We start from the raw sequence: 23,102 nt of genomic DNA, 5'->3' as shown, positions 1-23,102 counted from the left end.
AATAAAGAGAATTTTGATTGAGTGAAATGCCGTTATGGACACAATTTGGGATGCCGACTTACAGAGCGCCGTATTAAAGGCCAAAGATCACAGGCTTAAGGCTGAGCGACTGAGTTTGGGGTATGAAGGAAAATCGGTGTGTGATGCGCTGGATTTGGCGATTCCGCACGGGAAATTTTCGGTGATAGTTGGGCCTAATGGCTGTGGTAAATCGACCTTACTAAAAAGCTTGTGTCGTTTACTCAAGCCACTGGCTGGGCAAGTATTACTGGATGGTCAGAATATTCACCAATTGCCGACCAAGGTGGTAGCCAAGCAGCTAGGATTACTGCCTCAAAGCGCATTGACACCAGAAGGGATAAAGGTGGTCGATTTGGTCTCTCGTGGCCGTTATCCTCACCAAGGGCTATTTCGCCAATGGAGCAGGGCGGATGAACAAGCGGTAGAAGAGGCGATGCGAGCCACTCACGTCCATGAGCTTGCGCAGCACAGTGTGGATCAGCTTTCCGGCGGTCAGCGTCAGCGGGTTTGGGTTGCCATGGCACTCGCGCAGCAAACGCCGTATTTACTGCTTGATGAGCCCACCACTTATCTTGATATTGCTCACCAAATCGAACTGCTCGATCTTTTTTGGCGGCTTAATCGTCAGCAAGGGCATACTCTAGTCGCCGTGCTGCACGATCTGAATCAGGCGTGTCGTTACGCCGACCATCTGATTGTGTTGCAAGAAGGCAAAATCGTTGCGCAGGGCGATCCACACTCTTTGGTGACTCCAGCATTGGTTAAGCAAGTCTTTGGGATTGATTGTGTGGTGATGCCCGATCCTATCTCCAGCACGCCTTTGATTATCCCTTATTCGTTAAAGCGCGGTTAAACATGGCTTTTATGATTTCAATGCCAGCGATTGAGCTGGCAGGGCTGACAATTCAGGTTTGCCAATTCGATCCTCAGCAATTTGATGAGGATCAGCAGCGCTATTTAGCGTCTCCCACCTACCATAGCCTGCACAAGGCAGTGGTTAAGCGCCAAGCAGAATTTGTCGCAGGACGTAAGTTAGCGCAGCAAGCGCTCAAACAGATCGGGCAGGGTTATGATAGGCCAATTGCTATCGGAACCCATCGTGAGCCAATATGGCCTGCGGGGATCACGGGCTCGATCGCCCATTGTGACGGTTGGGCAGTATGCACTGTGCTTAAGGCAGAACACCTCTCGCTTGGTATTGATATTGAACATCGGCTCGCACATCAAACCGCTAGTGAGGTGCAAGCTATGATCGGCACTGCCCAAGAGTGGGCGCTATTGGCGCAACAGTTCGATCTCGCTTCAGCGGTGACTTTGCTGTTTTCTGCAAAAGAGAGTCTATTTAAAGCGCTATTCCCACAAGTACAAATCTACCTTGATTTCAGCGATGCCCAGCTTAGTTCACTGGATCTAAACAAAATGAGTTTCACATTGACGCGCGTACCTAATGCCGCACAACAGAGTTGTGAGGTTTACTTTCGTTGGTTTGAACAACAGCGAGTATTGACCGTCAGCGCGTTACCAATGCTAGGCAAAATCGAGTATCATGTCCCCACCTTACCTACTTGAGTTAACTTATTGATTATGCTGCGTGATTATGATCTAAACCTGCTGACGGTATTTGATTCTGTCATGAAATTAGGCTCAGTCAGTAAAGCAGCAGATAAGCTAGGTATGACTTCTGCAGCGGTGAGTCAAAATTTATCACGCTTACGAGAACAAGTTGGTGATCCGTTGTTTATCCGTCAGGGACGTGGGTTACAGCCGACGCAGTATGCGCTCAATATGCACAAACATGTGGCGGAAGGCTTGAGTGCCATTCGTTTTGGTTTAGAAACCGATGCCGGTTTTGATCCTGCAACCAGTAAGCGTGAGTTTATTATTGGCGGTCAGGGCTATTTCGATTTGGTGGTATTACCGCCACTTTTGCAAAAAATCAGCGACATCGCCCCGCATATCACGGTGAATTTAAAGTCTTATGAGGACGATCATTTCACACCAAGCCAAGTATTAAGTGAGCGAGAGGCGGATCTGTTTCTGGCTGCATTACCCATCAGCCATCCCTCTATCGTCACCACACAGGTGGCGGAGGAGGCCTTGGTTGTGGTGTATGCCAAAAATCATCCGCGTCTTGGAAGTACCCTCAGTTTTGAGCAGTTTTTTGCAGAAAAACACACTGCATTAACCAGTCGCCGCTTTGGTAATTATCTCTTTTCTAGCCTAGTCGATCAGGTGCTACCCGCACGTCGAGTGCATTATCAAAGTGAGTCGATGCTCAATTTGATGGCGACGGCATCCGTCACCGATCTGCTCTGTTTTACTCCAAAGCGTTTAGCGGATATGTGGGCGGAGAAATTGGGTTTACAGATCCAACCTTTGCCGTTTGAAATCCGCTCGGTTCCGACTTTTATGTGCTGGCATAAAGCCAAACAGCAAGATAAAGGGCTGATTTGGCTGCGCGAGCAAATTGAGGCGATTCTCTGCGCCAATCCTCAATCTATTTAAGGTCACACAATTTATTGGCTGCGTTCTTGTTTCTCTCCATGCCATAGCGTGTCTTCGCGTGCGGTGATTCACTCAAGTGCTCTCTCGCGGCAACGCCAAATAATAATCAATAGTTAAGCAATGCTTAACTATTGATTATTGTTTGGCGAATCGTTTGTCGGCAATTTCTCTCATATCCTTGTCCTTGTTCCCTAATGACTAAAAAGAGAGATTCCCAATGAAAACAGTCTTTAAACCCACTTTGTTGGCGGTATTAGTGGCCGCCTCTGCGCCCGTATTAGCTCATTCATTGACTGCGGATACCAAAGCCCCGAGCCCGACCACAAAAGCGTTTGCGGCTGAGCAACGCAATACGCTGCCGTTTGCGGATCAGGAAGATTTCAAACTGGTCGAGAAAGGTCTGATCGCGCAGCAAAAAGATCTCGAAATTAAAGATGCGAATGGCAAGGTGGTTTGGGAATTGGGTAATTACCGCTTTTTATTGGATGGACGCGACTATGACAGCATCCATCCTAGTTTACAGCGTCAAGCGCAACTGAATATGCATCACGGCCTGTATAAAGTGACGGATCGCATTTATCAGGTACGTGGCTACGATCTGGCCAACATCACCTTTGTAAAGGGCGATACGGGATGGATTGTGTTTGATCCATTGACCGTTCCTGCTACGGCTAAAGCGGCGCTGGATTTTGTTAACCAAGAGCTAGGTGAGCGTCCCGTTAAAGCTGTGGTGTACAGTCATGCGCATGCTGACCATTTTGGTGGGGTCAAAGGCATTGTGAGCCAAGAGCAGGTCGACCGAGGTGAAGTGCCGATCATCGCACCGAAAGGCTTTTTAAATCACGCGGTGGCTGAGAATGTTTTGGCAGGAAATGCCATGTCGCGTCGTACGACTTATCAATATGGCAACGTTTTACCGAAAGGGGCGACCGGGCAGGTGGATGCCGCGATTGGTAAGAATGTCGCGCAAGGTGAAGTGAGCTTGATTGCGCCAACCAAAGTTATTTCTGAGCAAACGGAAACTGTGGTGATCGATGGCGTAACCATGGAGTTCCAGAATACACCGGGAACCGAATCTCCGGCGGAAATGAACACTTACTTCCCACAGTTTAAAGCCTTGTGGATGGCAGAAAACACCGTGGGTGGTTTGCACAACGTCTACACCTTACGTGGTGCAGAAGTGCGAGATGCCAAGGCGTGGAGCAAATACATCAATGAGTCGATTCATATGTACGCGAAAGAGGCGGATGTGATGTTTGCTTCACACACATGGCCGCGTTGGGGGAACGACAATATCAACCATTTCCTACGTAAACAGCGTGATATGTACGGCTACATTCATGATCAGGCTTTACGTTTGGCCAACCACGGTGTCACCATCAATGAAATTCAAGACGAATTCCATGTACCGGATGTGTTAGCACACGAGTGGTACAACCGAGGTTATCACGGTAGTTACCACCGCAATGCTAAAGCGGTGATCAACAAATATCTGGGGTATTTTGATATGAATCCCGCCACGTTACGCCCATTGGCTCCAACCGATGCGGCTCCTAAATATGTCGCGGCGATGGGCGGCATGGATAACGTGATTAAGCTTGGGAAAGAAGCGTTTGATAAAGGCGAGTTTCGTTGGTGTGCAGAGATTGTCGATAAAGCCGTGTTTGCAGAGCCGAGCAATAAACAAGCTCGTTACTTACAGGCGGATTGCTTGGAGCAACTGGGCTACCAGAGTGAATCGGCAGGGGAGCGTAACACTTATTTGATGGGCGCGTATGAGTTGCGTAATGGGGTACCGAAAGTGTCAGCAACCAAGACGGCAGGCGCTGATACGGTTGTGGCGATGGATACTGAGCTGTTCCTCGACTATTTGGGCGTTCGCCTCAATGGCGACAAAGCCGCTGGTATTGATTACACCATTAATTTCGTCTTGCCAGATGTGAATGAGAAATTCTTGGTTGAACTGGAAAATGCCCACTTGAATAACTTAAAAGGCATTCAATCGGAGAATCCGGATATGACGCTGACTCTCAATCGTGCTCAGCTCAATCAAGTATTGATGGGTAAAACCACCATTGAACAGTTAGCCAAAGAAGGCAAAGCGAAGATTGAAGGCAACGCGCAAGCGCTGACCGATATCGCTGGTATGCTGGATAACTTCGAATTCTGGTTCAATATTATCGAACCGAAAACGAAGTAATCTTCACCTTGAGTTGAAAAATAAAGGGTTAGCGAATGCTAACCCTTTGACTTATTTATGTTGTGTTCACTGCTTTTTCTTATAGTGAGCTAGTTTGCTCTACCCTTTGGGTCTCTTTCACTTCCGCGGTTGGGGCTTTGCCCGTTTTGCGAAGGTATTTTCCTTCCCAGTACGTCGCCCCTTTGATACCAAGCTTCACTGGGTTGAAGGTAAATTCGGTCACACCTTGTTTTTGCTGATCTTCATAATCTTTCAAAGCCGCCATGGTTGGCTTAGACATAAAGAAGATGATGATGATGCCGACAATGTTGAGCCAAGCCATTAAGCCTACCCCGACATCACCCAGCGCCCATGCCAAGTTCGCGGTTTTCACTGTGCCGTAGAATACCGATGCCATCAGTACAAGTTTGAGCACAAACATCAAACCATCGACTTTGAAAGTACGGCGGATATAGGCCACGTTAGTCTCGGCGATGTAGTAGTAAGCCAAAATTGTAGTAAAGGCGAAGAAGAACAACGCAAACGCCACGAACGGTTTACCAATGCCGGGTAGGGCACTATCTACCGCAATTTGGGTAAAGGCTGGACTGCTGGCAATGATGTCCGCTGGCAGGTTTTGCACAAGGAACATGCCTTCAGCGGCACCGTGAACGTTGTAAGCGCCGGTGATCAAAATCATGAACGCGGTGGCAGAACAGACCATTAAGGTATCAATGTAGATAGAGAAAGACTGTACCAAACCTTGCTGCGCAGGGTGTTCTACACTGGCAGCCGCTGCGGCGTGTGGACCAGTACCTTGACCTGCTTCGTTAGAGTAAACCCCACGTTTTACCCCCCAACCAATCGCCGCACCTACGCCGGCCATCGGTGAGAATGCGTCGCCGACGATCATCGCAATAATGCGTGGAACTTCACCGATGTTGAGCAGAATGATCACGAACGCAGTGATGATGTACGCCAGCGCCATAAAAGGCACCACGATCTGAGTGAAGCTTGCAATACGTTTTACGCCACCAAAGATAATGAAGCCAAGTAGGATTGAAATCACCGTACCGGTGAAAATTTTGGCAAAGCTAAAGGTGCCGAGTGCGGTTTCAATCATTGGGCCTGAGCCAAATGCTGACTCAACGGCGTTGCCGATACTGTTAGATTGTACGCCAGGCAGCAACACCCCACAAGCAAAGATGGTCGCAATCGCGAAGACCCAAGCGTACCATTTTTGACCCATGGCTTTTTCGATGTAGTAAGCGGGGCCGCCACGGAATTCACCGTTGTCTTCTTCTTTATAAATTTGCGCCAGAGTGGATTCTGCATACGCGGTGGCGGCACCAAAAAACGCAACCATCCACATCCAGAATACCGCACCCGGGCCACCGAAACCGATAGCGGCAGCAACCCCAGCAATGTTACCAGTACCCACACGGCCTGAGAGTGATACGGCGAGCGCTTGGAAAGAGGAGATCCCTTTTGAGGATTCTTTATTATTCAGAAGTAGGCGCCACATTTCGAAGAAGTGACGAACCTGTACAAAACGAGTCAGAACGGAATAAAACAAGCCAGCGCCGAGGCAGAGATAAATCAGCGCCGGACTCCAGATGATTCCATTCAGAAAATCAACAAATGACTGCATAAGTAGTTTCCCTGTAAATGAGTTGTTGTGTTTATTGTGTCTGTTGTGTGTTCGATATATTAATCTTTTTGTAACTCAAATGTTAATTCTTTTATCTGGCAAAGAATGGATGCGTGACGCTGAACACAAAAACTGTTTATTCGTTGTACAACGGGCTGAGTATTGGAGGGTGTGGTGAATTTTTGGTCAATCTGGTGGGTGATATGTGCTAGATAAAAATTTTATGCTTTGGTTAAGTAGGATAAAAATAAATAAGAAATGACCATAATTTAGTCAGCTTATTGGAGTTTTACACTGCGGATGGCGTGCGGATTGTGAGAGATGACTCTGCCATGCTCCTGCAGGCAAAGCCAAAAAGCCGCGCATTTAAGATGCTTTCGGATAACGGAACAGATCTAGCCCCAAACGGCTGAGCGGGCTTTCGCCATGGGTGAGCACATCGGCCAGAATACTGGCGGAGCCGCAAGCCATGGTCCATCCCAGTGTGCCATGTCCAGTATTGGTATAGAGATTGGTATAGGGAGTGGCACCGATGATTGGTGTGCCATCGGGGGTCATGGGGCGAAAACCGGTCCAGAATTGCCCTTTTGCAAAATCGCCACCGTGCGGAAACAAATCACGCGCGACCATCTCAATCGTCGCTTTACGTGCTTCTGGAATCGCTGGATCAAAACCCGCTAACTCTGCCGTTCCCGCCACGCGGATCCGATCGGAAAAGCGAGTCAGCGCAACCTTATAGGTTTCATCCATCACGGTCGATTGCGGCGCAAATTTTTCATCAATAATCGGTAAGGTTAACGAGTATCCTTTTACTGGGTAGACAGGAATTTCAATCCCCAGCGGTTTAAGCAATGAGGTCGAATAACTGCCCAGTGCGACCACATAAGCATCCGCTTTGAGCAAGCCTAAATCGGTTTGGACACCGATGATCTTTTTGCCCTCACAAACCAGTTGCTGAATGTGGCAGTCAAAATGAAAACGTACACCCTGTTGCTTGGCCAGTTCGGTTAACTGTTGGCAAAACAAGTAACAATCGCCCGTTTCGTCATCCGGCAGCCATAGGCCGCCCACCAGTTTTTCCTGCACAGGGGCGAGCCCCGGTTCATGAGTCAGACACTGGGCGACATTCAGCAATTCAAAACGTACGCCACTTTGCGCCAGAAGCTGCATGTCTTTTTCAATCGCGGTTAACTGCTTTTGATCACGAAATACCTGCAAAGTACCGCGTTGGCGGCCTTGGTAATCGAGCGAATAGGTTTGATTGAGCGCTTTTAAACACTCGCGGCTATAGTTGGCAATCGCCAACATCCGCGATTTGTTAACTTGGTAGCGCGACAACTGGCAGTTGAGCAGCATTTTGCCCATCCAGCTCAGTAATGCAGGATCAAGCGAGGGTTGGATTTTGAGTGGTGCATGTTCTTCCAGCATCCATTTTAGCGCTTTTTGCGGAATGCCCGGCGCAGCCCAAGGGGAAGAGTAGCCATAGGAGATTTGCCCTGCGTTCGCAAAGCTGGTTTCTTCGGCGCTACGTGGTTGGCGATCAACGACGGTGACATCATGGCCTGCCTGCGCAAGATACCAAGCGCTGGTTAATCCGACCACACCACTGCCTAAAACCAAAACTTCCATCATTGACTCCTTGCTTCATTTTCGGCTCAGTTTCGGAGGTTTACTTTTCATTAACAATCGATAAAAATTATCACCACCCTTTAGTAAAACTAAAAGCAAGTCCATGTTAAAAAGCCAGCAAGTTGCCAGTCTGCATACTTTTATGCAGGTAGCTCAATACACCAGCTTTAGTTTAGCTGCTGCGGCTCTCCATCTCACCACGGGGGCGATCAGCCAACAAATGTTGCAGTTAGAAGCGCAGTTGGGTTTTAGCTTATTTGAACGGCACTCTCGCGGGGTGCGTTTAACTGAGGCAGGACGAATCTTACTGACAACGGTGCAACGTAGCTATCAAGATATTGAGCAGACAATTCACAGTTTAGTGCCATCAACGGAGCGAAAAGAGATCCGGCTGAAACTGACGCCATCATTTGCGTTTAAATGGTTGGTTCCGCGGCTAGAGGACTTTTATCGTCGTCATCCTGAGATTCAGATTCAGACGTTCGCGGAAGGCGCGTTGGTCGATAGTGAGCGGCGTGATTACGATCTGGCGATTGATTATGGCGCGTTACCTTATCCACGGCGAGATGCGCAGTTATTGATGGAGGAGTGGTTATTGCCCGTGATGAGCACGAACTATCTCGCAGCCCATTCTTGGTTACAGGAGGATTGGGCAAACGCAGAAAATTGGCAGCAGGTCGTGCTACTGCATGATGCGATGCCGTGGGCGAATGCGGCACGCGACCAAGAGTGGCACTACTGGGCTCACCAGATGGGAATTACCTTGCCTGAGCGGCGTGATCACTACTTCAACCGCACGGATATGGCGATGTCAGCTGCAGAGGCCGGAGTGGGGATTGCAATGGCGCGTACTGCCTTACTTTCAAACGAACTCGATACAGGGCGTTTGGTTACCCCGTTTGCTCCCATTCAAGCCAAGGCTGGCTACTTTTTGATTACTCACCAAGCCACTGACGCGACGCAAGTTTTTTGCCAGTGGTTGCAAAAGCAAATTCCGGCGCAGGTTAGCTAAACCGATCGCGATTCTAGGCTATAGGGGCGGTGTGTTTTGCACTCTCGTTCGAAGAAATCGACCTTATTGTGCAAATTCGACTGCTGATATTGTGTTTAGTGTAGCGCTATGCTGACCTCGTCCTGTTGTTCTCTCCTAAGGAGTTATTATGTTCCATGCCCATGTTTATTTTGACCCAGACCAAGCGATTGTCGCGGAGCGCTTTCGCCAACAAATTGCCCGTGAACGCCGTGATGTGATCGCGTTATTTGGTTTAGTTCCGCGTCGTGTTGGCCCGCATGTTAAGCCGATGTTTGAAATGCATTTTCGCGATAACCAACACGGTTTACTGGAATGGTTAGAGGAAAATCGCGGCGCGCTAAGTGTACTGATCCATCCGGTATCGGGCGATGATGCTTATGACCATCAAGACGACCGCATCCGCTGGCTCGGTGAGCCGTTAGGTTTAAATCGCACCATTTTCCGTTATACACAATGAGTCCTCTTAGGCGGTAACTCAACGAGTTGATTAAATCGGAATTGAAGATAACCACATAAAAACCAATAAGATTTTTATCGCTACGGCGAACTTTGAATCGCTTCATGCTTAGCGGAGTCGAAATCCATTGTAATAGGGCGACTCAATAGCCACAGTGGTGATGCGATGTTAGTAAGAAAAGTTTCTAGAGATTTGGCTTCTGCCCAAGCGCGAGAAAATTGGTTGGCCTATTGGCAGCACTTTAGCCGTGATAATCAGGCGTTTTGCGCTGAGATTAACTGCTTAACGCCATCTTCTCAGGCTATGCTAGTGAAATGCGATAAAGATGAAGAAGGGGTATTTGTGATCCCACTTTGTCAGTGTCACAGCAACAACTTAGAAGGAATGTTGGAAATAGGGGAGAGCACCGAAGTGATCCCCTTTCACTACACTTTGTAACTCATGCCTGATGCATTCGGCATGCTGAGTGGGTTAGCGCTTTTGATAAAGTCGTTCGGGACGGCCCACCCGACCATGCTGAATACAGGCTTCCAGAAAACCACTGGCCACACAATATTCCAAATAACGTCTGGCCGTGGTTTTGCTGATCCCAATCGCTTGTCCTAACAATTCTGCGGTGTAGGCCGCTTGCGGTTCATGGTGATAAATCTCTTGGATTTTGATTAAGGTCAGCTCATCTATCCCTTTCGGCAACCCATCAAGCTGCTCGGTTTTGGCTTGAAAATTAAATAGCTCATCGACGTGTCGTTGATTCACACTGTCATTGGCGCGCAGCGAGCTGATGTATTTCAGATACCGTTCCAGCGAGTTTTGTACTCGATCGTAGGCGATCGGTTTTAACAGGTAATCAAAAACCCCGCAGCGTACGGCTTCGCGCACGGTCTCCATATCCGAAGCGGCGGTGATAAAAATGACATCCGGCGCTTGCGGTTGATGGGTTAGCTCTTTCAAAAACTCAATGCCACGCCCGTCGGGCAGGTAGTTATCCAAGAAAATCAGTTTAGGTTTGAGAATGCGCACCATATTGCGCGCTTCGTTGATACTTTGTGCCACGCCGACTGGGCGAAAGCGGGCGGTTTGTTTGAGATAAAAGCTGTGCACGTCAGCAATACTCGTTTCATCCTCTACGATCAATACGTCGATTAATTCCATCATAATCAAACTCTTCTTATGCCCGTTCGGCAAGCGCTGGAAGGTTTTCCGCCGCAAGCGTTTTGGGTCTATTGGGAATAAAAATAGAAAAAATAGTCCCTTGCGGCTCCGCACTGTCGATAAGAATCGATCCATGAGCCTGAGTGACAAATTGATGGACAAGGTAAAGTCCGATACCGTGTCCTTCTTGGTTTTTGCTACTCACTCCCTTGAGAAACAAAGTTTGCGCGATGTCGGCCGAGATCCCGATGCCGTTGTCCGCCACTTCAATCACCAACTCCGCACCGTTATCGGTCAGCAGCAGAGAAATGGTTTTATTGCTGTGTGGATTTTTTAGCGTGGCTTCAAACGCGTTATCCAGCAGATTGCCAAGTACCGCCGCCAGTTCATCTGAAGTCATGCACTGCGGCTCTTGGTGCAGATGCGATAGCGGATCGAACTCCAAACACAGCCCTAACTCTTTGGCGCGGCTGTATTTCCCCAGCAGTAACCCCGCGATTACTTTCGGGTGAAAAGTTTGGGCGATGAAATCGATCAGCTGTTGCTGCTCTGCCGTTTCGCGGCGAATGGTTTTCACTGCTTCGTCGTACGCACCGATTTGAATTAAGCCGCCGATGGTTGAGAGGCGGTTGGCAAACTCGTGACTCATCACGCGCAGATTATCGTTATGTTGACGGATCTGAGTGAGCTGCGAGGTGAGTGTGTTGAAATCATTGCGGCGACGAAAGCTGACCACCCAGCCGATTTGTTGCTGCCCAGAATTGATCGGTACCCGATTCGCGACCAAGGTTTCACCATTACAGCTGATCAGTTCATCTTGCTGGCTGACACGGTTTTGCTGCGCCAACTTGCCAAACGGGCTTGCGCCCATAAAAAAGCAGGTTGGAGTGATGAACTCTTGAACATTACGCCCAATCAAATGATTTGGCTGATGGGCAATACCCAAAATATTCAGTGCCTTAGCATTGACGGACAGGATTTCCCCTTTCAAGCTGATCGCGACGATACCTTCATACACACTTTGCAAAATCGACTGCTGTAGGTTGAGGTTCATGGCGATCTCTTCCGGCTCCATATTGAACATCTGCTGTTTGATATGGCGGGTAAAGATCCAAGCGCCGAGCGCAGAAAGCAGCATTAAAAGCAGCACAGTGAAAATCACTGGGTAGGAGTAAACCCGCAGCCAACTGCTGATGTTATCCAGCAGGTAGCCAACAGAAACCACGCCGAGGATCTCTCCCGAAGGGGCGACAATCGCGGCTTTGCCACGAATGGCCCAGCCTAGGCTGCCTTTTTGGGTTGAGGTGTAATATTCGCCCTCTTTTAATGCACGACGGCTGTCACCGCCTTGCATCGGTAAACCGATTTTTTGCTCATCCGGATGCGCGATGCGAATGCCATTGGCATCACCAATCACAATAAAATTGGCATCCGAGATGCGTTGTAAACGATCGATTTTGGCCTGCACTTCAGCAAGCCGATTTTGTTGGATCAGCACGATGAGATTGGGGTCGGTCGCAATTTCGCGCGCTTGGATTAGCGCTTTGGTGCTGATCTGATCTTGTAAGGTTTCACTTAAGGTTTGATGAAAAAAGCCAGCCACCAGCGAAAGCTGGATCACCACCATAGCCACCAACAGAGCGCCGACCCTCTGTTGAAACGAAAGCGTCTGGCAGACCTTGGTGTGTAAAAATTGCGTGAGGGATATGTTCATGCCGGCGAGTCTATCCTTGCTATAAATGAGGCTTATTGATTGGGGTCTAAGAAACCCCAACCAATTATGTTTAGCCCATCACATATTTGATCATTACCCCAGCGGCGACCGCAGAACCAATCACCCCCGCGACGTTGGGACCCATGGCATGCATCAGCAAAAAGTTCTGCGCATTGGCTTCAAGCCCAACCTTGTTGGAAACGCGTGCCGCCATCGGTACAGCCGAAACTCCAGCTGAGCCAATCAGCGGATTGAGTTTGGTGGTGGTGAAACGGTTCATCAGTTTCGCCATCAACACCCCAGCTGCGGTGCCGACACAAAACGCTACAATACCGAGCACCAAAATGCCGATGGTTTGAGGCTGCAGGAACTTATCAGCCATCAGCTTGGAGCCGACGGACAAGCCAAGGAAAATGGTCACTATGTTGATGAGGGCGTTTTGCGCCGTGTCGGATAAACGCTCCACCACGCCACATTCGCGCATCAAGTTACCAAAGCAGAACATGCCGAGCAGTGGCGTTGCCGAAGGCAGTAAGAGAGCAATCAAGATCAGCAGTAGGAGCGGAAAGCCGATTTTCTCCAGCTTGTGCACCTGACGCAGCTGCTGCATCTGAATTTTGCGCTCTTCTTGTGTGGTCAGCACACGCATGATCGGCGGCTGAATCATAGGCACTAACGCCATATAAGAGTAAGCGGCGACGGCAATCGCCCCCAATAATTCAGGTGCGAGCATGCTCGATACGTAAATCGCTGTTGGGCCATCAGCACCGCCGATGATGCCAATCGCCGCCGCTTGCGCCACGCTAAAGTCCATCACCCCTAAACTGCTTAATGCCAATGCGCCCAATACGGTGGTGAAAATACCAAACTGAGCCGCCGCGCCGAGCAGCAGGGTTTTAGGGTTGGCGAGCAGAGGACCAAAATCGGTCATCGCGCCTACGCCCATAAAGATGATTAATGGGCCAGCGCCAGAGGCAATCGCAATGCTGTAAAACAGATACAGCATGCCATCACTGTATTGGTACTGCTCAGCAAGCAGGTGCAAGGTGGTCATCTGCAATGGCGTTGCGCTGCTCAAGGCTTGCTTGATGTCGGCAGGCATGTAGGAGCTGAGCTGCAGCACTTCTGAAAACGCCGTCATCACTTCCGGTTTGGCCGCATACACGGCATTTTCGATGGCTGACATGGCAAGCCCGGCATCGGGCAGATTTGAGAGGATTCCTCCAAAACCTATGGGTACCAGCAGCAAAGGCTCGAAACGTTTGACGATGGCAAGATAGAGCAGCACTAACCCAACAAGGATCATGATGCCCTGTCCCCACTGAAGGTGGAACAGGCCAAAATCACGCACCATGGCTAAAATATTTTCCATACTTTCCGCCTCTGATTACGCCAATACCAACAAAGCATCGCCGACTTGTACGGCATCGCCTTCATTGACTTCAATGGCACTGATCACCCCAGCACGTGGCGCGCGAATTTCGGTTTCCATCTTCATGGCTTCTAAAATCAGCAAGACATCACCTTCGGCCACTTCATCACCGGCTGAGGCATGAATTTTCCAAATGTTGCCAGAGAGCGGCGCGGCGAGGTTTTCACCTTCTGCGGCACTCGGGACTGGTGCGTGGTTGGTTGATGCCGTCGGCGCAACATGCGTCAGGTCACCGCCTTCATCCACCTTCACCACATAGCTTTGGTTGTTCACCGTAATGGTGTACACACCGTGACTTTCCACTGGCTGTACTTTGCTTTTTTCTGTTGGCGCTTTCGGTGTGCAGGCTGAACTTATCGCTTGCGGCGCAGGTTCAAAGGCTTCTGGGTTATGGCGGTTGGCTAAAAACTTCCAGCCTACCTGATCAAACAGCGCAATGGTCAGTACATCATCAATCGCATTCTCGGCGAGGGTGATGTGCTGCTCTTTAGCTTGCTGCAATACGCGGTCTTGCAAGGTTGGCATTTCGGCGGCAATCAAATCCGCAGGGCGACAAGTAATGGCTTCTGCGCCCGCCAACACGCGAGCTTGCAGCTCGGTGTTAACCGGTGCTGGCGTTTTGCCGTATTCTCCTTTCAGCACACCGCTGGTTTCCTTGGTGATGGTTTTGTAACGCTCACCCAGCACCACGTTGATCACCGCTTGTGTACCGACAATTTGTGAGGTAGGGGTGACCAGAGGCAAAAAGCCGAGTTCTTCACGTACCCGTGGGATCTCTTCGAGCACTAAATCGAGTTTATCTAATGCGTTTTGTTGTTTGAGCTGGCTTTCCATGTTGGTTAGCATGCCGCCGGGCACCTGAGCCACCAAAATGCGCGCATCGCTGCCTTTCATCATGCCTTCAAAGGCGTGGTATTTTTTGCGTACATCACGGAAGTAAGCTGCAATCTGTTCGAGTTTGGCGATATCCAATCCGGTGTCGTAGCCTGTGCCTTGCAAGGTAGCGACCAGTGATTCGGTCGCAGGATGACCATAAGTGCCACTCATGCTGGAAATTGCGGTATCCACTCGATCCACGCCTGCTTCAATCGCTTTAAGCAGAGTCATATCGGCAAGGCCAGCGGTGGAGTGGCAGTGCAGATGCAGCTCGACATCCACTTGTTTTTTCAGGGTAGACACCAGCTCTTCAGCGGCATATGGGGTCAAAATGCCGGCCATATCTTTCAGGGCTATTGAGTCGACGCCGAGCTCCGCCAGTTGCTGCGCCACATCGACCCAAGTTTGTAAATTGTGTACTGGGCTGGTGGTGTAGCAGAGCGTGCCTTGCGCATGCGCGCCCATCTTTTTCACTGCTTGCAGCGCCTGTTGCATGTTGCGTACATCGTTCATCGCATCGAAGACACGAAATACATCCATGCCGTTTTTCACCGCACGCTCCACAAAAGTATCCACTACATCATCGGCATAGTGGCGGTAGCCAAGCAGGTTTTGCCCGCGCAGCAGCATTTGCAGTGGCGTATTGGGCATGGCTTGTTTGAGTAAACGTAGACGTTGCCATGGGTCTTCGCCTAAAAAGCGGATGCAGCTGTCAAAGGTCGCGCCTCCCCAACATTCCAAAGACCAATAGCCGATCTGATCTAACTGCTGCGCAATCGGCAGCATGTCGTCAATTCGTAAACGGGTGGCAAAAAGAGATTGGTGCGCATCGCGCAATACGACATCCGTAACACCAACGCGTTTGATCGCCTGAGTCATCTGTGGTTTCTCCTTCACTTAAGATAGTTTTTGTTGTGTTTTATGGTGATGGACAGCGGCCGTGAGCACCGCGAGCAATTCACCTTGGTTTTGATTTGGGGTGGCTTTGGCCTTGTTGGCAGAGGCTTTTTTATTGGTGGTTTTGGCTGGCACTTCCGGCGGGGCAAAACGCACAATCAATTGCGACATCGCACGCGTGGCATACACCAAGAAAATCAGAAAGATGAACACAAAGCCCATCCCCAGCGTCAGCAAATTAATCCCTTCGAGGAACAGTGAGGTTGATTGCATGGTCACTTCCAGTGGTAAAAACAGGGTTGAAAACGGAGAGAAAAAAAGGCGCGCTAAGCGCGCCAAATAATCCCAAGGAGCAAGGGTTAAAGGGTTAAACAAACATTCCGAATACGACGCTGGCGATGACCAGCACAATGCCGCCACCCAGACGTGAAGAGATTTGTGCGTAAGAGAGCAAGCTCATACGGTTAGAGGCGGCAAGCACTTCAAGGTCGCCCGAGCCGCCGCGGTTTGCCATACATAGCCCTGCCGTAATCGAAGCTTCAACAGGGTAGAAACCCATCGCCCAGCCACCTAAAGCGGCACCGATAATCGCACCAAGCACAATCACCGTAGCAATGATCACGTTGGCAAAAGTTAGCGCGTTGATGATTTCAGCCAGATCGGTGTAAGCAATACCAACGCCGACCATCAGTAACCACAGCATCTGTTTTGAGAAGAAATTCGATAGACGTTTCGCGCCTTCTTTGATCTCATCACTGCACAAACCCGCCGCGTTAAGGATGGCGATGATCACCACCATGTAAGCAAAGGTGTGGATTTGAATCGAACCAAAACCGGGCAAAATCTCTTTCGATAGCGCATAAGAGAAGGTGTACACACAAGCGGCCAGCATTAAACCGATGGCGATTTCACGGTGAGTCACTGTCAGGTTTTTTGCTTCTTCGCTCACATCCAGTTTCGAGCTGCGTACTAGTTCGCCATTGCCGGTTAAGGATGGGATCTTTTCACCAATGATGTTGATGACTGCCGCGGCGACGATGGCGACAATGTTGGCGATAGTCAGGATCGCGATAGCAACCGAGTAGTATTGCTCTTTCGAGCCACCCGTGACCGACTCATAAATTTCAGAAAGTGGGATAGCGCCAGCACCATTACCACCGCCCATAATCGGTAGCACGTACAGCATCATGATGCGATCAGGCGTGATACCAAATACGAGGCCGATAGCGATACCGAACACCGCAGCGCCCGCTACCGCGGCGAGAATAGTTGGAATGTAGCCTGCCAAAGAGCGGATCAGCAGTTTACGGTTGACCGCCAGAATTGAGCCGGTGATCAGCACTGCGATGAACAGATCCAAGAATTTGCTCTTATCCATCACTTCGGTCACTGTTTTGATTTCGCGATCACTGAGCCAGCCCATATGCACGAACCAAGCGGCAACCAAGAAAATCATTACCGGCGCACCACCGATGTATTTATTAAAAATCGGTAGACGTTTGCCAACTTCGCCAAATATTGCGCCGATGACAAACATAAACGCAAAACCACCCACCAGACCGCTAGGTAAAGTGTCAGTAAAATGAGCGGCTAATACAGTGATCAGTAAAAATAAAAATAAAGGGAGTGGAGTGCCAAATATTTTCGTTTGGCTTAGATTCAATCCACCTACGACTGCGGACTTTTTATCTAAATGTAGGGTTTTCTCGTTCATAATTCCATGTCCAATGAGGTTATTAAGACCATTACTACATTAAATAAAATAGTCAGTGATAATTGTGAAAATAGTCATCCAAACCAGTGGCTTTAAAAATCTCAATGGTTTTTATGGTTTAAATTTAAAATAAAACTAAAAATCAAAGAGATAGGAATTAAATTCATTAAAACCATAAAGAGCGTTAACGGCGGGAAATAAAGTGATTACCCTCATTAAACCTTTTCGGCTGAATTTAGATAATAAAGCCAGAAAAAATAGGTGAGGAAGCCGACCATGGTGGATATTTATACCTTCTCGCGAGTTTCAACCAAGAATCGATCCAAGCTCTTACAGATCAAAGAGTTTCTCTGCCAGCATCAGTTGACCGTGGATGACGATGTCGAGCATTTTGTGGTAGCTTATGGCACAAACCAAATCATCGCTTGCGGTGGAGTTGCAGGGCATGTGTTGAAGTCCATCGCGGTTTCTCCTGCGCTGCAAGGCACTGGTTTTGCGCTCAAACTGATGACCGAATTAACCAACTTCGCTTATGAAATGGGGCGTTTTTCACTCTTTCTATTTACTAAGCCAGCCAATATTGATTTATTTAGACAGTGTGGTTTTTTCTTGGTTGATAAAGTCGAACCGCATATTGCTTTATTAGAAAACAGCCCTAATCGCCTTTCTGTTTATTGCAAACAGTTGCAGTTATTAAAAATGTCTGGCCGTAAAATTGGTAGTATCGTGATGAATGCCAATCCATTTACCTTAGGTCATCAATATTTAATTGAACAAGCCTGTGAACAATGTGACTGGGTGCATTTATTTGTTGTAAAAGCAGAGAATAAAGATTTTTCTTACGCTGATCGCATGGCCATGATTAAGGCGGGTAGTAAACATTTGTTGAATTTAACTATTCATTCCGGCTCAGATTATATTATTTCACGCGCGACCTTTCCCAGTTATTTTATTAAAGATCAGCAAGTGGTCAATCAATCCCATACCGCGCTGGATTTAAGTATTTTCCGCCATTCGATCGCGCCTGCCCTTGGCATTACGCACCGCTTTGTCGGCAGTGAGCCGATTTGTACGGTGACGCGTCACTACAACCAAGCCATGCGCCGCTGGCTAGAAGAAGCGCACGATGTCAGTGCGTCGATCCAAGTCGTTGAAATTGAGCGTAGTCAGCAAGCCTCACAGCCGATCTCCGCATCGCGCGTGCGTTACTTGCTCAAACAATTTGGCGTTGCCGCGATTGCCGATCTCGTGCCGAAAACGACCTATTCCTACCTTTGCCAGCACTATGCGGAACATTCGCTACAGACCGCACCGCAACGGTTAGCGGTATGAGCGCGGTGCTGACACTGTTTTATCCAATAACTCATTAACAAGGTTGTACCCATGAAAATTGCCCATCCCGCCTTTGCGGGAACACTGGAATCCAGTGATCTTCAGGTTCGGATTGAACCCAATAACGATGGCGGTATTGAACTGGTGTTAGACAGTACCGTCGAGCAGCAATTTGGTCATGCGATTCGTCAGGTCGTGCTGCACACCCTCGATGCGATGCAAGTACGCGATGCGCTGGTCACCATCGAAGACAAAGGTGCGCTGGATTGTGTGATCCGCGCGCGCGTACAGGCGGCGGTGATGCGCGCTTGTGATGTTCAGAACATTGAGTGGAGCCAACTATCATGACCAAACTTCGTCGCAGTATGTTATTTGTGCCGGGCGCGAATGCGGCCATGCTCAGCAATACCTTTATCTATCAACCGGATTCGATCATGTTCGATCTGGAAGACTCGGTCGCGTTGCGTGAAAAAGACACCGCGCGGATGTTAGTGTTCCATGCGCTGCAACACCCTATGTATCAAGAGATGGAAACCGTGGTACGGGTCAATCCGCTCGATTCTGAATTCGGCATCAAAGACCTTAATGCCGTGGTGCGCGGCGGAGCCAAAGTGGTGCGTCTGCCGAAAACCGATAACGCCAACGATGTGATTGAGATGGAAAAAGTCATCGAGCAGATCGAGCGTGAATGCGGACGTGAAGTGGGTAGCACGCGTATGTTGGCCGCGATTGAAAGCGCGCAAGGCATCAACAACGCGGTTGAGATTGCCTTTAGCTCACGCCGCCTGATTGGGATTGCGCTCGGCGCGGAAGACTATGTGCGCGATCTGCGCACGCAGCGTTCAGCGGAAGGGATTGAGCTGCTGTTTGCACGCTGCTCCATTCTGCAAGCGGCGCGTGCTGCCGGGATCATGGCGTTTGATACCGTCTATTCCGATGCCAACAACGAAGAGGGATTTTTGCGTGAAGCAGAGCACATCAAACAGCTTGGCTTTGATGGCAAATCACTGATTAACCCGCGCCAGATTGACCTGCTGCACAACGTGTTTGCCCCAACCCAAAAAGAGGTCGATCACGCCATCGCAGTCATCGAAGCCGCCGAAGAAGCCGCGGCGAAAGGGCTGGGCGTGGTTTCCCTTAACGGCAAAATGGTCGATGGCCCCATCATCGAACGCGCACGTTGGACACTGCAACGTGCTGAATCCGGCATCAAACACTAAAGGTCATCTCATGAGTATCAATACATTAAATAACCCTATGTCTGTGCTGGAAGTGGAACGCTACGCGTTGACGCCTTACACCCAAGCGCACGCGATCACGCCGCATCTGCTGGATGAGCCTGCCAAGAAAAACCGTAAGGTGAAAAGTTCGATCCGCGAAGCGATTGTCGATCTTGGTTTAAAAGATGGCATGACCCTCTCTTTCCACCATGCGTTTCGTGGCGGCGATAAAACTGTCAATCTGGTGATGGAGGTGATTGCTGAACTGGGGATTAAAAACCTCACGCTCGCCTCAAGCTCGCTCACCTCTTGTCATTCGCCTTTGATTGAACACATCAAAAACGGCGTGGTGAGCAAGATTTACACCTCAGGGATCCGCGGAGCGCTAGCCGACAGCATTTCTAACGGCCTGCTTGATGAGCCCGTGCATATTCACTCGCACGGTGGTCGTGTGCATTTGATCCAAAGTGGTGAGCTGTACATCGACATGGCGTTTATTGGCGTACCTTGTTGCGATGAGTTTGGCAACGCTAACGGCTTTAAAGGCAAGTCCAATTGTGGCTCACTCGGCTATGCCAAAGTTGATGCCGAACACGCTGAAAAAGTGGTGATGCTGACCGAAGCGATCGTCGGTTTCCCGAATTTCCCTGCATCGATTACTCAAGATCGTGTTGATGCGGTGGTGCAAGTGGCGGAAGTGGGCGACCCAAGCAAAATCGGTGGGGATGCCACGCGCATGACCACCAACCCACGCGAGCTGTTGATTGCCAAGCGCGCTGCGGAAGTCATTGAGCATTCAGGCTATTTCTATGATGGTTTTTCGATGCAGACTGGTTCGGGCGGTGCATCGCTCGCGGTTGCGCGCTTTTTGAAAGAGAAGATGCTGCGCCAAGACATTCGCGCTTCTTTCGCTCTCGGTGGTATTACTGCGACTATGGTCGACATGCATGAACAGGGACTGATTGATTACTTGCTCGATGTGCAGTGTTTCGATTCGGTGGCGGCGGGCTCGTTAGCGCGCAATCCGCATCATCTCGAAATCTCTGCTAACGAATACGCCAACCCAAGCTCGAAAGGGGCGGCGGTGGATAGGCTGGATGTGGTTATCTTGAGTGCGCTGGAGATTGATACCCAGTTTAACGTTAACGTGATCACCGGCTCTGATGGGGTAATTCGCGGTGCATCCGGCGGCCACTGCGACACGGCGGCCGCGGCAAACTTATCGATTATTGTGGCGCCTTTGGTGCGAGGCCGCATTCCGACCGTGGTCGAGAAGGTCACTAACGTCATCACCCCAGGATCCACCATTGATGTGTTGGTGACGGATCAAGGTATCGCGGTAAACCCGAATCGTCCCGAACTGAAAGCACGTTTCATCGAGGCGCAACTGCCCGTTGTCGAGATTGAAGCGTTGCAACAGCGTGCCGAGTTGCTGACGGGCAAACCCCAGCCGTTGCAATTTGAAGACAAAACCGTTGCCTTTGTTCACTACCGTGACGGTTCGATCATTGATGTTATCAAGCAGGTAAAAAGCCTATGAGTCACCATCCGGATCTTTCAGTCAGTCTGGACCAGCTCCTTCTGCGTAAAGAAGTGCGGGTTCGGCAACAAGGTGAGTGGCTAAAACGCCATTCACTGCCTCTGGTTTCTTTCACGGTTAACATGCCGGGCGCGGTTAAGCTCAACGCTGCCAGCCAAACCGTGATGGATGCAGGTATGCGTGCCATTCAAGCACTGTGTCAGCAAACGGGTTGGCGGCAAGTGGCTTGTCAGTTGCTGGTGGAAAAAACCGGGCCGGAAGCCTTTGTGGTGATTCAGGCTCCATCGGCCAGCATGTTGAAAAAAGCCATGATGAAGATTGAACGCGAGCACCCGCTGGGGCGACTGATGGATCTGGATGTGATTGATGTCGATGGACATATTATTTCGCGCCAAGGTGCGCAGTTGCCAAGACGGCGCTGCCTGCTGTGTGAACGCGATGCGGTGATCTGTGCTCGCTCACGGCGGCACAGTGTCGAAGCTTTGTTGGCAAAAATTGAGGAGATGACGCATGACTATTCCTGCTGCGCTTGATCTGCTGCTTGAGCTGCCTAGCCAAGCGTCTTCCTCTTCAGGTTCAAAGACCTTCAGCTTGCCCCGCTTAGTGGGGCATCTGGCCTACCATGCCATGATGTTGGAAGTGCATCTCACCCCTAAACCGGGTTTGGTGGATACCGCCAATAATGGCGCGCACCGCGATATGGATCTCAACACTTTTATCGCCAGCGCCGAGGCGATCGCGCCTTATCTGCACTCTTTTGTCAGTGCTGGTTGGGAGAGTGCGGGAAATCCGGCAGCTCAGCTACTGAGCGCCTTACGCCAGATAGGCATAGAAGCTGAGCAAGCTATGTTTGTGGCCACACAAGGGGTGAATACCCACAAAGGGATGATTTTCATCTTGGGGCTTATTTGCGGCTCGGTGGGGTGGCTTAAAGCCAATCAACTCAAAATCGATGCGCAGCATATTGGCGAAACCATTCGCCAAGCGTGTCAGTTTTTGGTTATCGATGAGCTAAAAGCCAAGCGTGATTGTGAACCCGAAACCGCAGGTGAGCGCATTTATCGCCAGTACGGTTTGACTGGCGCACGCGGTGAAGCCGCTTCAGGCCTTGCGATGGTGATGCAACATGCGCTGCCTGCCTACCAAGCCTGTTTAACCAAAGGAGCCAGCACCGAGCAAGCCTTGTGGCATACCTTATTGGTGTTGATGGCCAATAATAACGACAGCAATCTTGTTTCACGAGGGGGATTAACAGGGCTGCATTTTGTGCAAGAACAAGCGCAGCAACTGCTCGCCAAAGGTGGCTTTTTATATCAAGAAATCGAACAAGCCCTCACCGCGCTCGATAGCGCGCTGATTGAAAAACACTTAAGCCCCGGCGGCAGCGCCGATTTATTGGCCGCCACTTGGCTTATTTACGAATTGGTGCAGTTATTTAAAGTGCGTCACTAAGCTTACCGGTTATTCCATTTTTCATACTGCCCTGCCTCGATAGCAGGGCTTTTTATTGCATTTTTCTTAAATCACGCAGTTATGATTGTCTGAATATCCCCTTCCTATTTGAAGCTGCAGCGGTGTTGGCTACGTTCGTTCACCCCAATCACGTCGTTTATCTATGCTCATGGGGATGAACTCACTTGCCGCCTACCTGCAACTCCAAGTAGTTTGGGTATAAAGGGCTTAATGCCACAATTATTAGTAGAACTGATTACGGATTAAAAATATTCCATATACTTATGATACGAGCTTT

At 49.7% G+C, this 23,102-nt stretch carries 21 protein-coding genes; 13 read left to right on the top strand and 8 right to left on the bottom strand.

Annotation, left to right across the window (positions count from 1 at the left end):
• Window positions 1-34: 34 nt before the first annotated feature.
• The 4 genes from F0316_RS09995 (at window position 35) to F0316_RS09980 (ending at window position 4,726) form a co-directional block, all read left to right on the top strand.
• A complete protein-coding gene (locus F0316_RS09995; protein WP_000379798.1) occupies window positions 35-874 on the top strand; it encodes an ABC transporter ATP-binding protein in 840 nt (279 codons plus the stop codon).
• 2 nt (window positions 875-876) lie between these two features.
• Window positions 877-1,590, top strand: a complete 714-nt coding sequence (locus F0316_RS09990) for a 4'-phosphopantetheinyl transferase family protein (RefSeq protein ID WP_162811139.1) — start codon at window positions 877-879, stop codon at window positions 1,588-1,590.
• A 15-nt stretch (window positions 1,591-1,605) separates the two neighbouring features.
• On the top strand, window positions 1,606-2,526 hold the full coding sequence (locus tag F0316_RS09985; protein ID WP_000943024.1) for a LysR family transcriptional regulator: 921 nt from the start codon (window positions 1,606-1,608) through the stop codon (window positions 2,524-2,526).
• A 217-nt stretch (window positions 2,527-2,743) separates the two neighbouring features.
• Window positions 2,744-4,726 carry an alkyl/aryl-sulfatase gene (locus F0316_RS09980; RefSeq protein WP_000859402.1) on the top strand — a complete coding sequence of 661 codons (1,983 nt, stop codon included), beginning with the start codon at window positions 2,744-2,746 and terminating at the stop codon, window positions 4,724-4,726.
• A gap of 79 nt (window positions 4,727-4,805) precedes the next feature.
• On the opposite strand, the gene F0316_RS09975 is transcribed toward F0316_RS09980, so the two are convergent.
• Window positions 4,806-6,356 carry an alanine/glycine:cation symporter family protein gene (locus tag F0316_RS09975; RefSeq protein ID WP_001190518.1) on the bottom strand — a complete coding sequence of 517 codons (1,551 nt, stop codon included), beginning with the start codon at window positions 6,354-6,356 and terminating at the stop codon, window positions 4,806-4,808.
• 366 nt (window positions 6,357-6,722) lie between these two features.
• Entirely contained in the window at window positions 6,723-7,985 is a 1,263-nt protein-coding gene (locus tag F0316_RS09970) for a D-amino acid dehydrogenase (RefSeq protein ID WP_032478594.1), read from the bottom strand.
• Window positions 7,986-8,088: 103 nt separating this feature from the next.
• On the opposite strand from F0316_RS09970, the gene F0316_RS09965 reads away from it, so the two are divergent.
• The 3 genes from F0316_RS09965 to F0316_RS09955 all read left to right on the top strand — a co-directional run bounded on the left by F0316_RS09965 (window position 8,089) and on the right by F0316_RS09955 (window position 9,913).
• Window positions 8,089-8,997, top strand: coding sequence for a LysR substrate-binding domain-containing protein (locus F0316_RS09965; protein WP_044127527.1), 909 nt, complete (start codon window positions 8,089-8,091; stop codon window positions 8,995-8,997).
• Window positions 8,998-9,145: 148 nt separating this feature from the next.
• Window positions 9,146-9,475 carry a DOPA 4,5-dioxygenase family protein gene (locus F0316_RS09960; protein WP_000468221.1) on the top strand — a complete coding sequence of 110 codons (330 nt, stop codon included), beginning with the start codon at window positions 9,146-9,148 and terminating at the stop codon, window positions 9,473-9,475.
• Window positions 9,476-9,640: 165 nt separating this feature from the next.
• A complete protein-coding gene (locus tag F0316_RS09955) occupies window positions 9,641-9,913 on the top strand; it encodes a hypothetical protein (RefSeq protein WP_000961035.1) in 273 nt (90 codons plus the stop codon).
• A gap of 33 nt (window positions 9,914-9,946) precedes the next feature.
• On the opposite strand, the gene F0316_RS09950 is transcribed toward F0316_RS09955, so the two are convergent.
• From F0316_RS09950 to citS, 6 genes are all read right to left on the bottom strand, one after another.
• Entirely contained in the window at window positions 9,947-10,630 is a 684-nt protein-coding gene (locus F0316_RS09950) for a response regulator (RefSeq protein WP_000970288.1), read from the bottom strand.
• Window positions 10,631-10,643: 13 nt separating this feature from the next.
• Window positions 10,644-12,341, bottom strand: a complete 1,698-nt coding sequence (locus F0316_RS09945; protein ID WP_080033572.1) for an ATP-binding protein — start codon at window positions 12,339-12,341, stop codon at window positions 10,644-10,646.
• 70 nt (window positions 12,342-12,411) lie between these two features.
• A complete protein-coding gene (locus F0316_RS09940) occupies window positions 12,412-13,713 on the bottom strand; it encodes a sodium ion-translocating decarboxylase subunit beta (RefSeq protein ID WP_116672059.1) in 1,302 nt (433 codons plus the stop codon).
• 15 nt (window positions 13,714-13,728) lie between these two features.
• Window positions 13,729-15,528, bottom strand: coding sequence for a sodium-extruding oxaloacetate decarboxylase subunit alpha (gene oadA, locus F0316_RS09935; protein ID WP_000189439.1), 1,800 nt, complete (start codon window positions 15,526-15,528; stop codon window positions 13,729-13,731).
• Window positions 15,529-15,546: 18 nt separating this feature from the next.
• On the bottom strand, window positions 15,547-15,921 hold the full coding sequence (locus F0316_RS09930; protein ID WP_162813423.1) for an OadG family protein: 375 nt from the start codon (window positions 15,919-15,921) through the stop codon (window positions 15,547-15,549).
• Window positions 15,914-17,260: a citrate/sodium symporter CitS gene (gene citS, locus F0316_RS09925; protein ID WP_001003392.1), complete on the bottom strand. Its 1,347-nt coding sequence runs from the start codon at window positions 17,258-17,260 to the stop codon at window positions 15,914-15,916. Before citS ends, F0316_RS09930 begins: the two co-directional genes overlap by 8 nt.
• A 276-nt stretch (window positions 17,261-17,536) precedes the next feature.
• On the opposite strand from citS, the gene citC reads away from it, so the two are divergent.
• Genes citC through citG form a run of 6 tightly spaced genes read left to right on the top strand, consistent with a single transcriptional unit; the run spans window position 17,537 to window position 22,804 of the window.
• Entirely contained in the window at window positions 17,537-18,592 is a 1,056-nt protein-coding gene (citC, locus tag F0316_RS09920; RefSeq protein ID WP_172626012.1) for a [citrate (pro-3S)-lyase] ligase, read from the top strand.
• A 51-nt stretch (window positions 18,593-18,643) separates the two neighbouring features.
• The gene (citD, locus tag F0316_RS09915) at window positions 18,644-18,940 is read left to right on the top strand and encodes a citrate lyase acyl carrier protein (RefSeq protein WP_000684015.1); all 297 of its coding nucleotides are present in this window, start codon (window positions 18,644-18,646) and stop codon (window positions 18,938-18,940) included.
• Window positions 18,937-19,812: a citrate (pro-3S)-lyase subunit beta gene (gene citE, locus F0316_RS09910; protein WP_000164137.1), complete on the top strand. Its 876-nt coding sequence runs from the start codon at window positions 18,937-18,939 to the stop codon at window positions 19,810-19,812. Before citD ends, citE begins: the two co-directional genes overlap by 4 nt.
• A gap of 10 nt (window positions 19,813-19,822) precedes the next feature.
• Window positions 19,823-21,352 (top strand): citrate lyase subunit alpha, encoded by a 1,530-nt coding sequence (gene citF / locus F0316_RS09905; protein ID WP_002024799.1) that lies wholly within the window; start codon window positions 19,823-19,825, stop codon window positions 21,350-21,352.
• Entirely contained in the window at window positions 21,349-21,885 is a 537-nt protein-coding gene (gene citX / locus F0316_RS09900) for a citrate lyase holo-[acyl-carrier protein] synthase (RefSeq protein WP_000018083.1), read from the top strand. Before citF ends, citX begins: the two co-directional genes overlap by 4 nt.
• Complete coding sequence (citG, locus tag F0316_RS09895; protein ID WP_148520429.1) at window positions 21,863-22,804, top strand: triphosphoribosyl-dephospho-CoA synthase CitG; 942 nt, start codon at window positions 21,863-21,865, stop codon at window positions 22,802-22,804. Before citX ends, citG begins: the two co-directional genes overlap by 23 nt.
• The last annotated feature ends 298 nt before the right edge of the window (window positions 22,805-23,102 follow it).

The sequence above is a fragment of the Vibrio cholerae genome (assembly GCF_008369605.1).
Taxonomy (GTDB): Bacteria; Pseudomonadota; Gammaproteobacteria; order Enterobacterales; family Vibrionaceae; genus Vibrio; species Vibrio cholerae.
Note: the sequence above shows the minus strand (reverse complement) of the source record. Positions and strands in the feature narration are given on the sequence as shown.

Bases quoted from the DNA above. Each gene is read 5' to 3' on its own strand.
- F0316_RS09945 (WP_080033572.1), bottom strand. From the start codon at position 12,341: ATGAACATATCCCTCACGCAATTTTTACACACCAAGGTCTGCCAGACG.
- F0316_RS09970 (WP_032478594.1), bottom strand. From the start codon at position 7,985: ATGGAAGTTTTGGTTTTAGGCAGTGGTGTGGTCGGATTAACCAGCGCT.
- F0316_RS09965 (WP_044127527.1), top strand. From the start codon at position 8,089: ATGTTAAAAAGCCAGCAAGTTGCCAGTCTGCATACTTTTATGCAGGTA.
- F0316_RS09985 (WP_000943024.1), top strand. From the start codon at position 1,606: ATGCTGCGTGATTATGATCTAAACCTGCTGACGGTATTTGATTCTGTC.
- oadA (WP_000189439.1), bottom strand. From the start codon at position 15,528: ATGACTCAGGCGATCAAACGCGTTGGTGTTACGGATGTCGTATTGCGC.
- F0316_RS09980 (WP_000859402.1), top strand. From the start codon at position 2,744: ATGAAAACAGTCTTTAAACCCACTTTGTTGGCGGTATTAGTGGCCGCC.
- F0316_RS09975 (WP_001190518.1), bottom strand. From the start codon at position 6,356: ATGCAGTCATTTGTTGATTTTCTGAATGGAATCATCTGGAGTCCGGCG.
- F0316_RS09955 (WP_000961035.1), top strand. From the start codon at position 9,641: ATGTTAGTAAGAAAAGTTTCTAGAGATTTGGCTTCTGCCCAAGCGCGA.
- F0316_RS09960 (WP_000468221.1), top strand. From the start codon at position 9,146: ATGTTCCATGCCCATGTTTATTTTGACCCAGACCAAGCGATTGTCGCG.
- citC (WP_172626012.1), top strand. From the start codon at position 17,537: ATGGTGGATATTTATACCTTCTCGCGAGTTTCAACCAAGAATCGATCC.
- citF (WP_002024799.1), top strand. From the start codon at position 19,823: ATGAGTATCAATACATTAAATAACCCTATGTCTGTGCTGGAAGTGGAA.
- citS (WP_001003392.1), bottom strand. From the start codon at position 17,260: ATGAACGAGAAAACCCTACATTTAGATAAAAAGTCCGCAGTCGTAGGT.
- citG (WP_148520429.1), top strand. From the start codon at position 21,863: ATGACTATTCCTGCTGCGCTTGATCTGCTGCTTGAGCTGCCTAGCCAA.
- F0316_RS09990 (WP_162811139.1), top strand. From the start codon at position 877: ATGGCTTTTATGATTTCAATGCCAGCGATTGAGCTGGCAGGGCTGACA.
- F0316_RS09995 (WP_000379798.1), top strand. From the start codon at position 35: ATGGACACAATTTGGGATGCCGACTTACAGAGCGCCGTATTAAAGGCC.
- F0316_RS09940 (WP_116672059.1), bottom strand. From the start codon at position 13,713: ATGGAAAATATTTTAGCCATGGTGCGTGATTTTGGCCTGTTCCACCTT.
- F0316_RS09950 (WP_000970288.1), bottom strand. From the start codon at position 10,630: ATGATGGAATTAATCGACGTATTGATCGTAGAGGATGAAACGAGTATT.
- citX (WP_000018083.1), top strand. From the start codon at position 21,349: ATGAGTCACCATCCGGATCTTTCAGTCAGTCTGGACCAGCTCCTTCTG.
- citE (WP_000164137.1), top strand. From the start codon at position 18,937: ATGACCAAACTTCGTCGCAGTATGTTATTTGTGCCGGGCGCGAATGCG.
- citD (WP_000684015.1), top strand. From the start codon at position 18,644: ATGAAAATTGCCCATCCCGCCTTTGCGGGAACACTGGAATCCAGTGAT.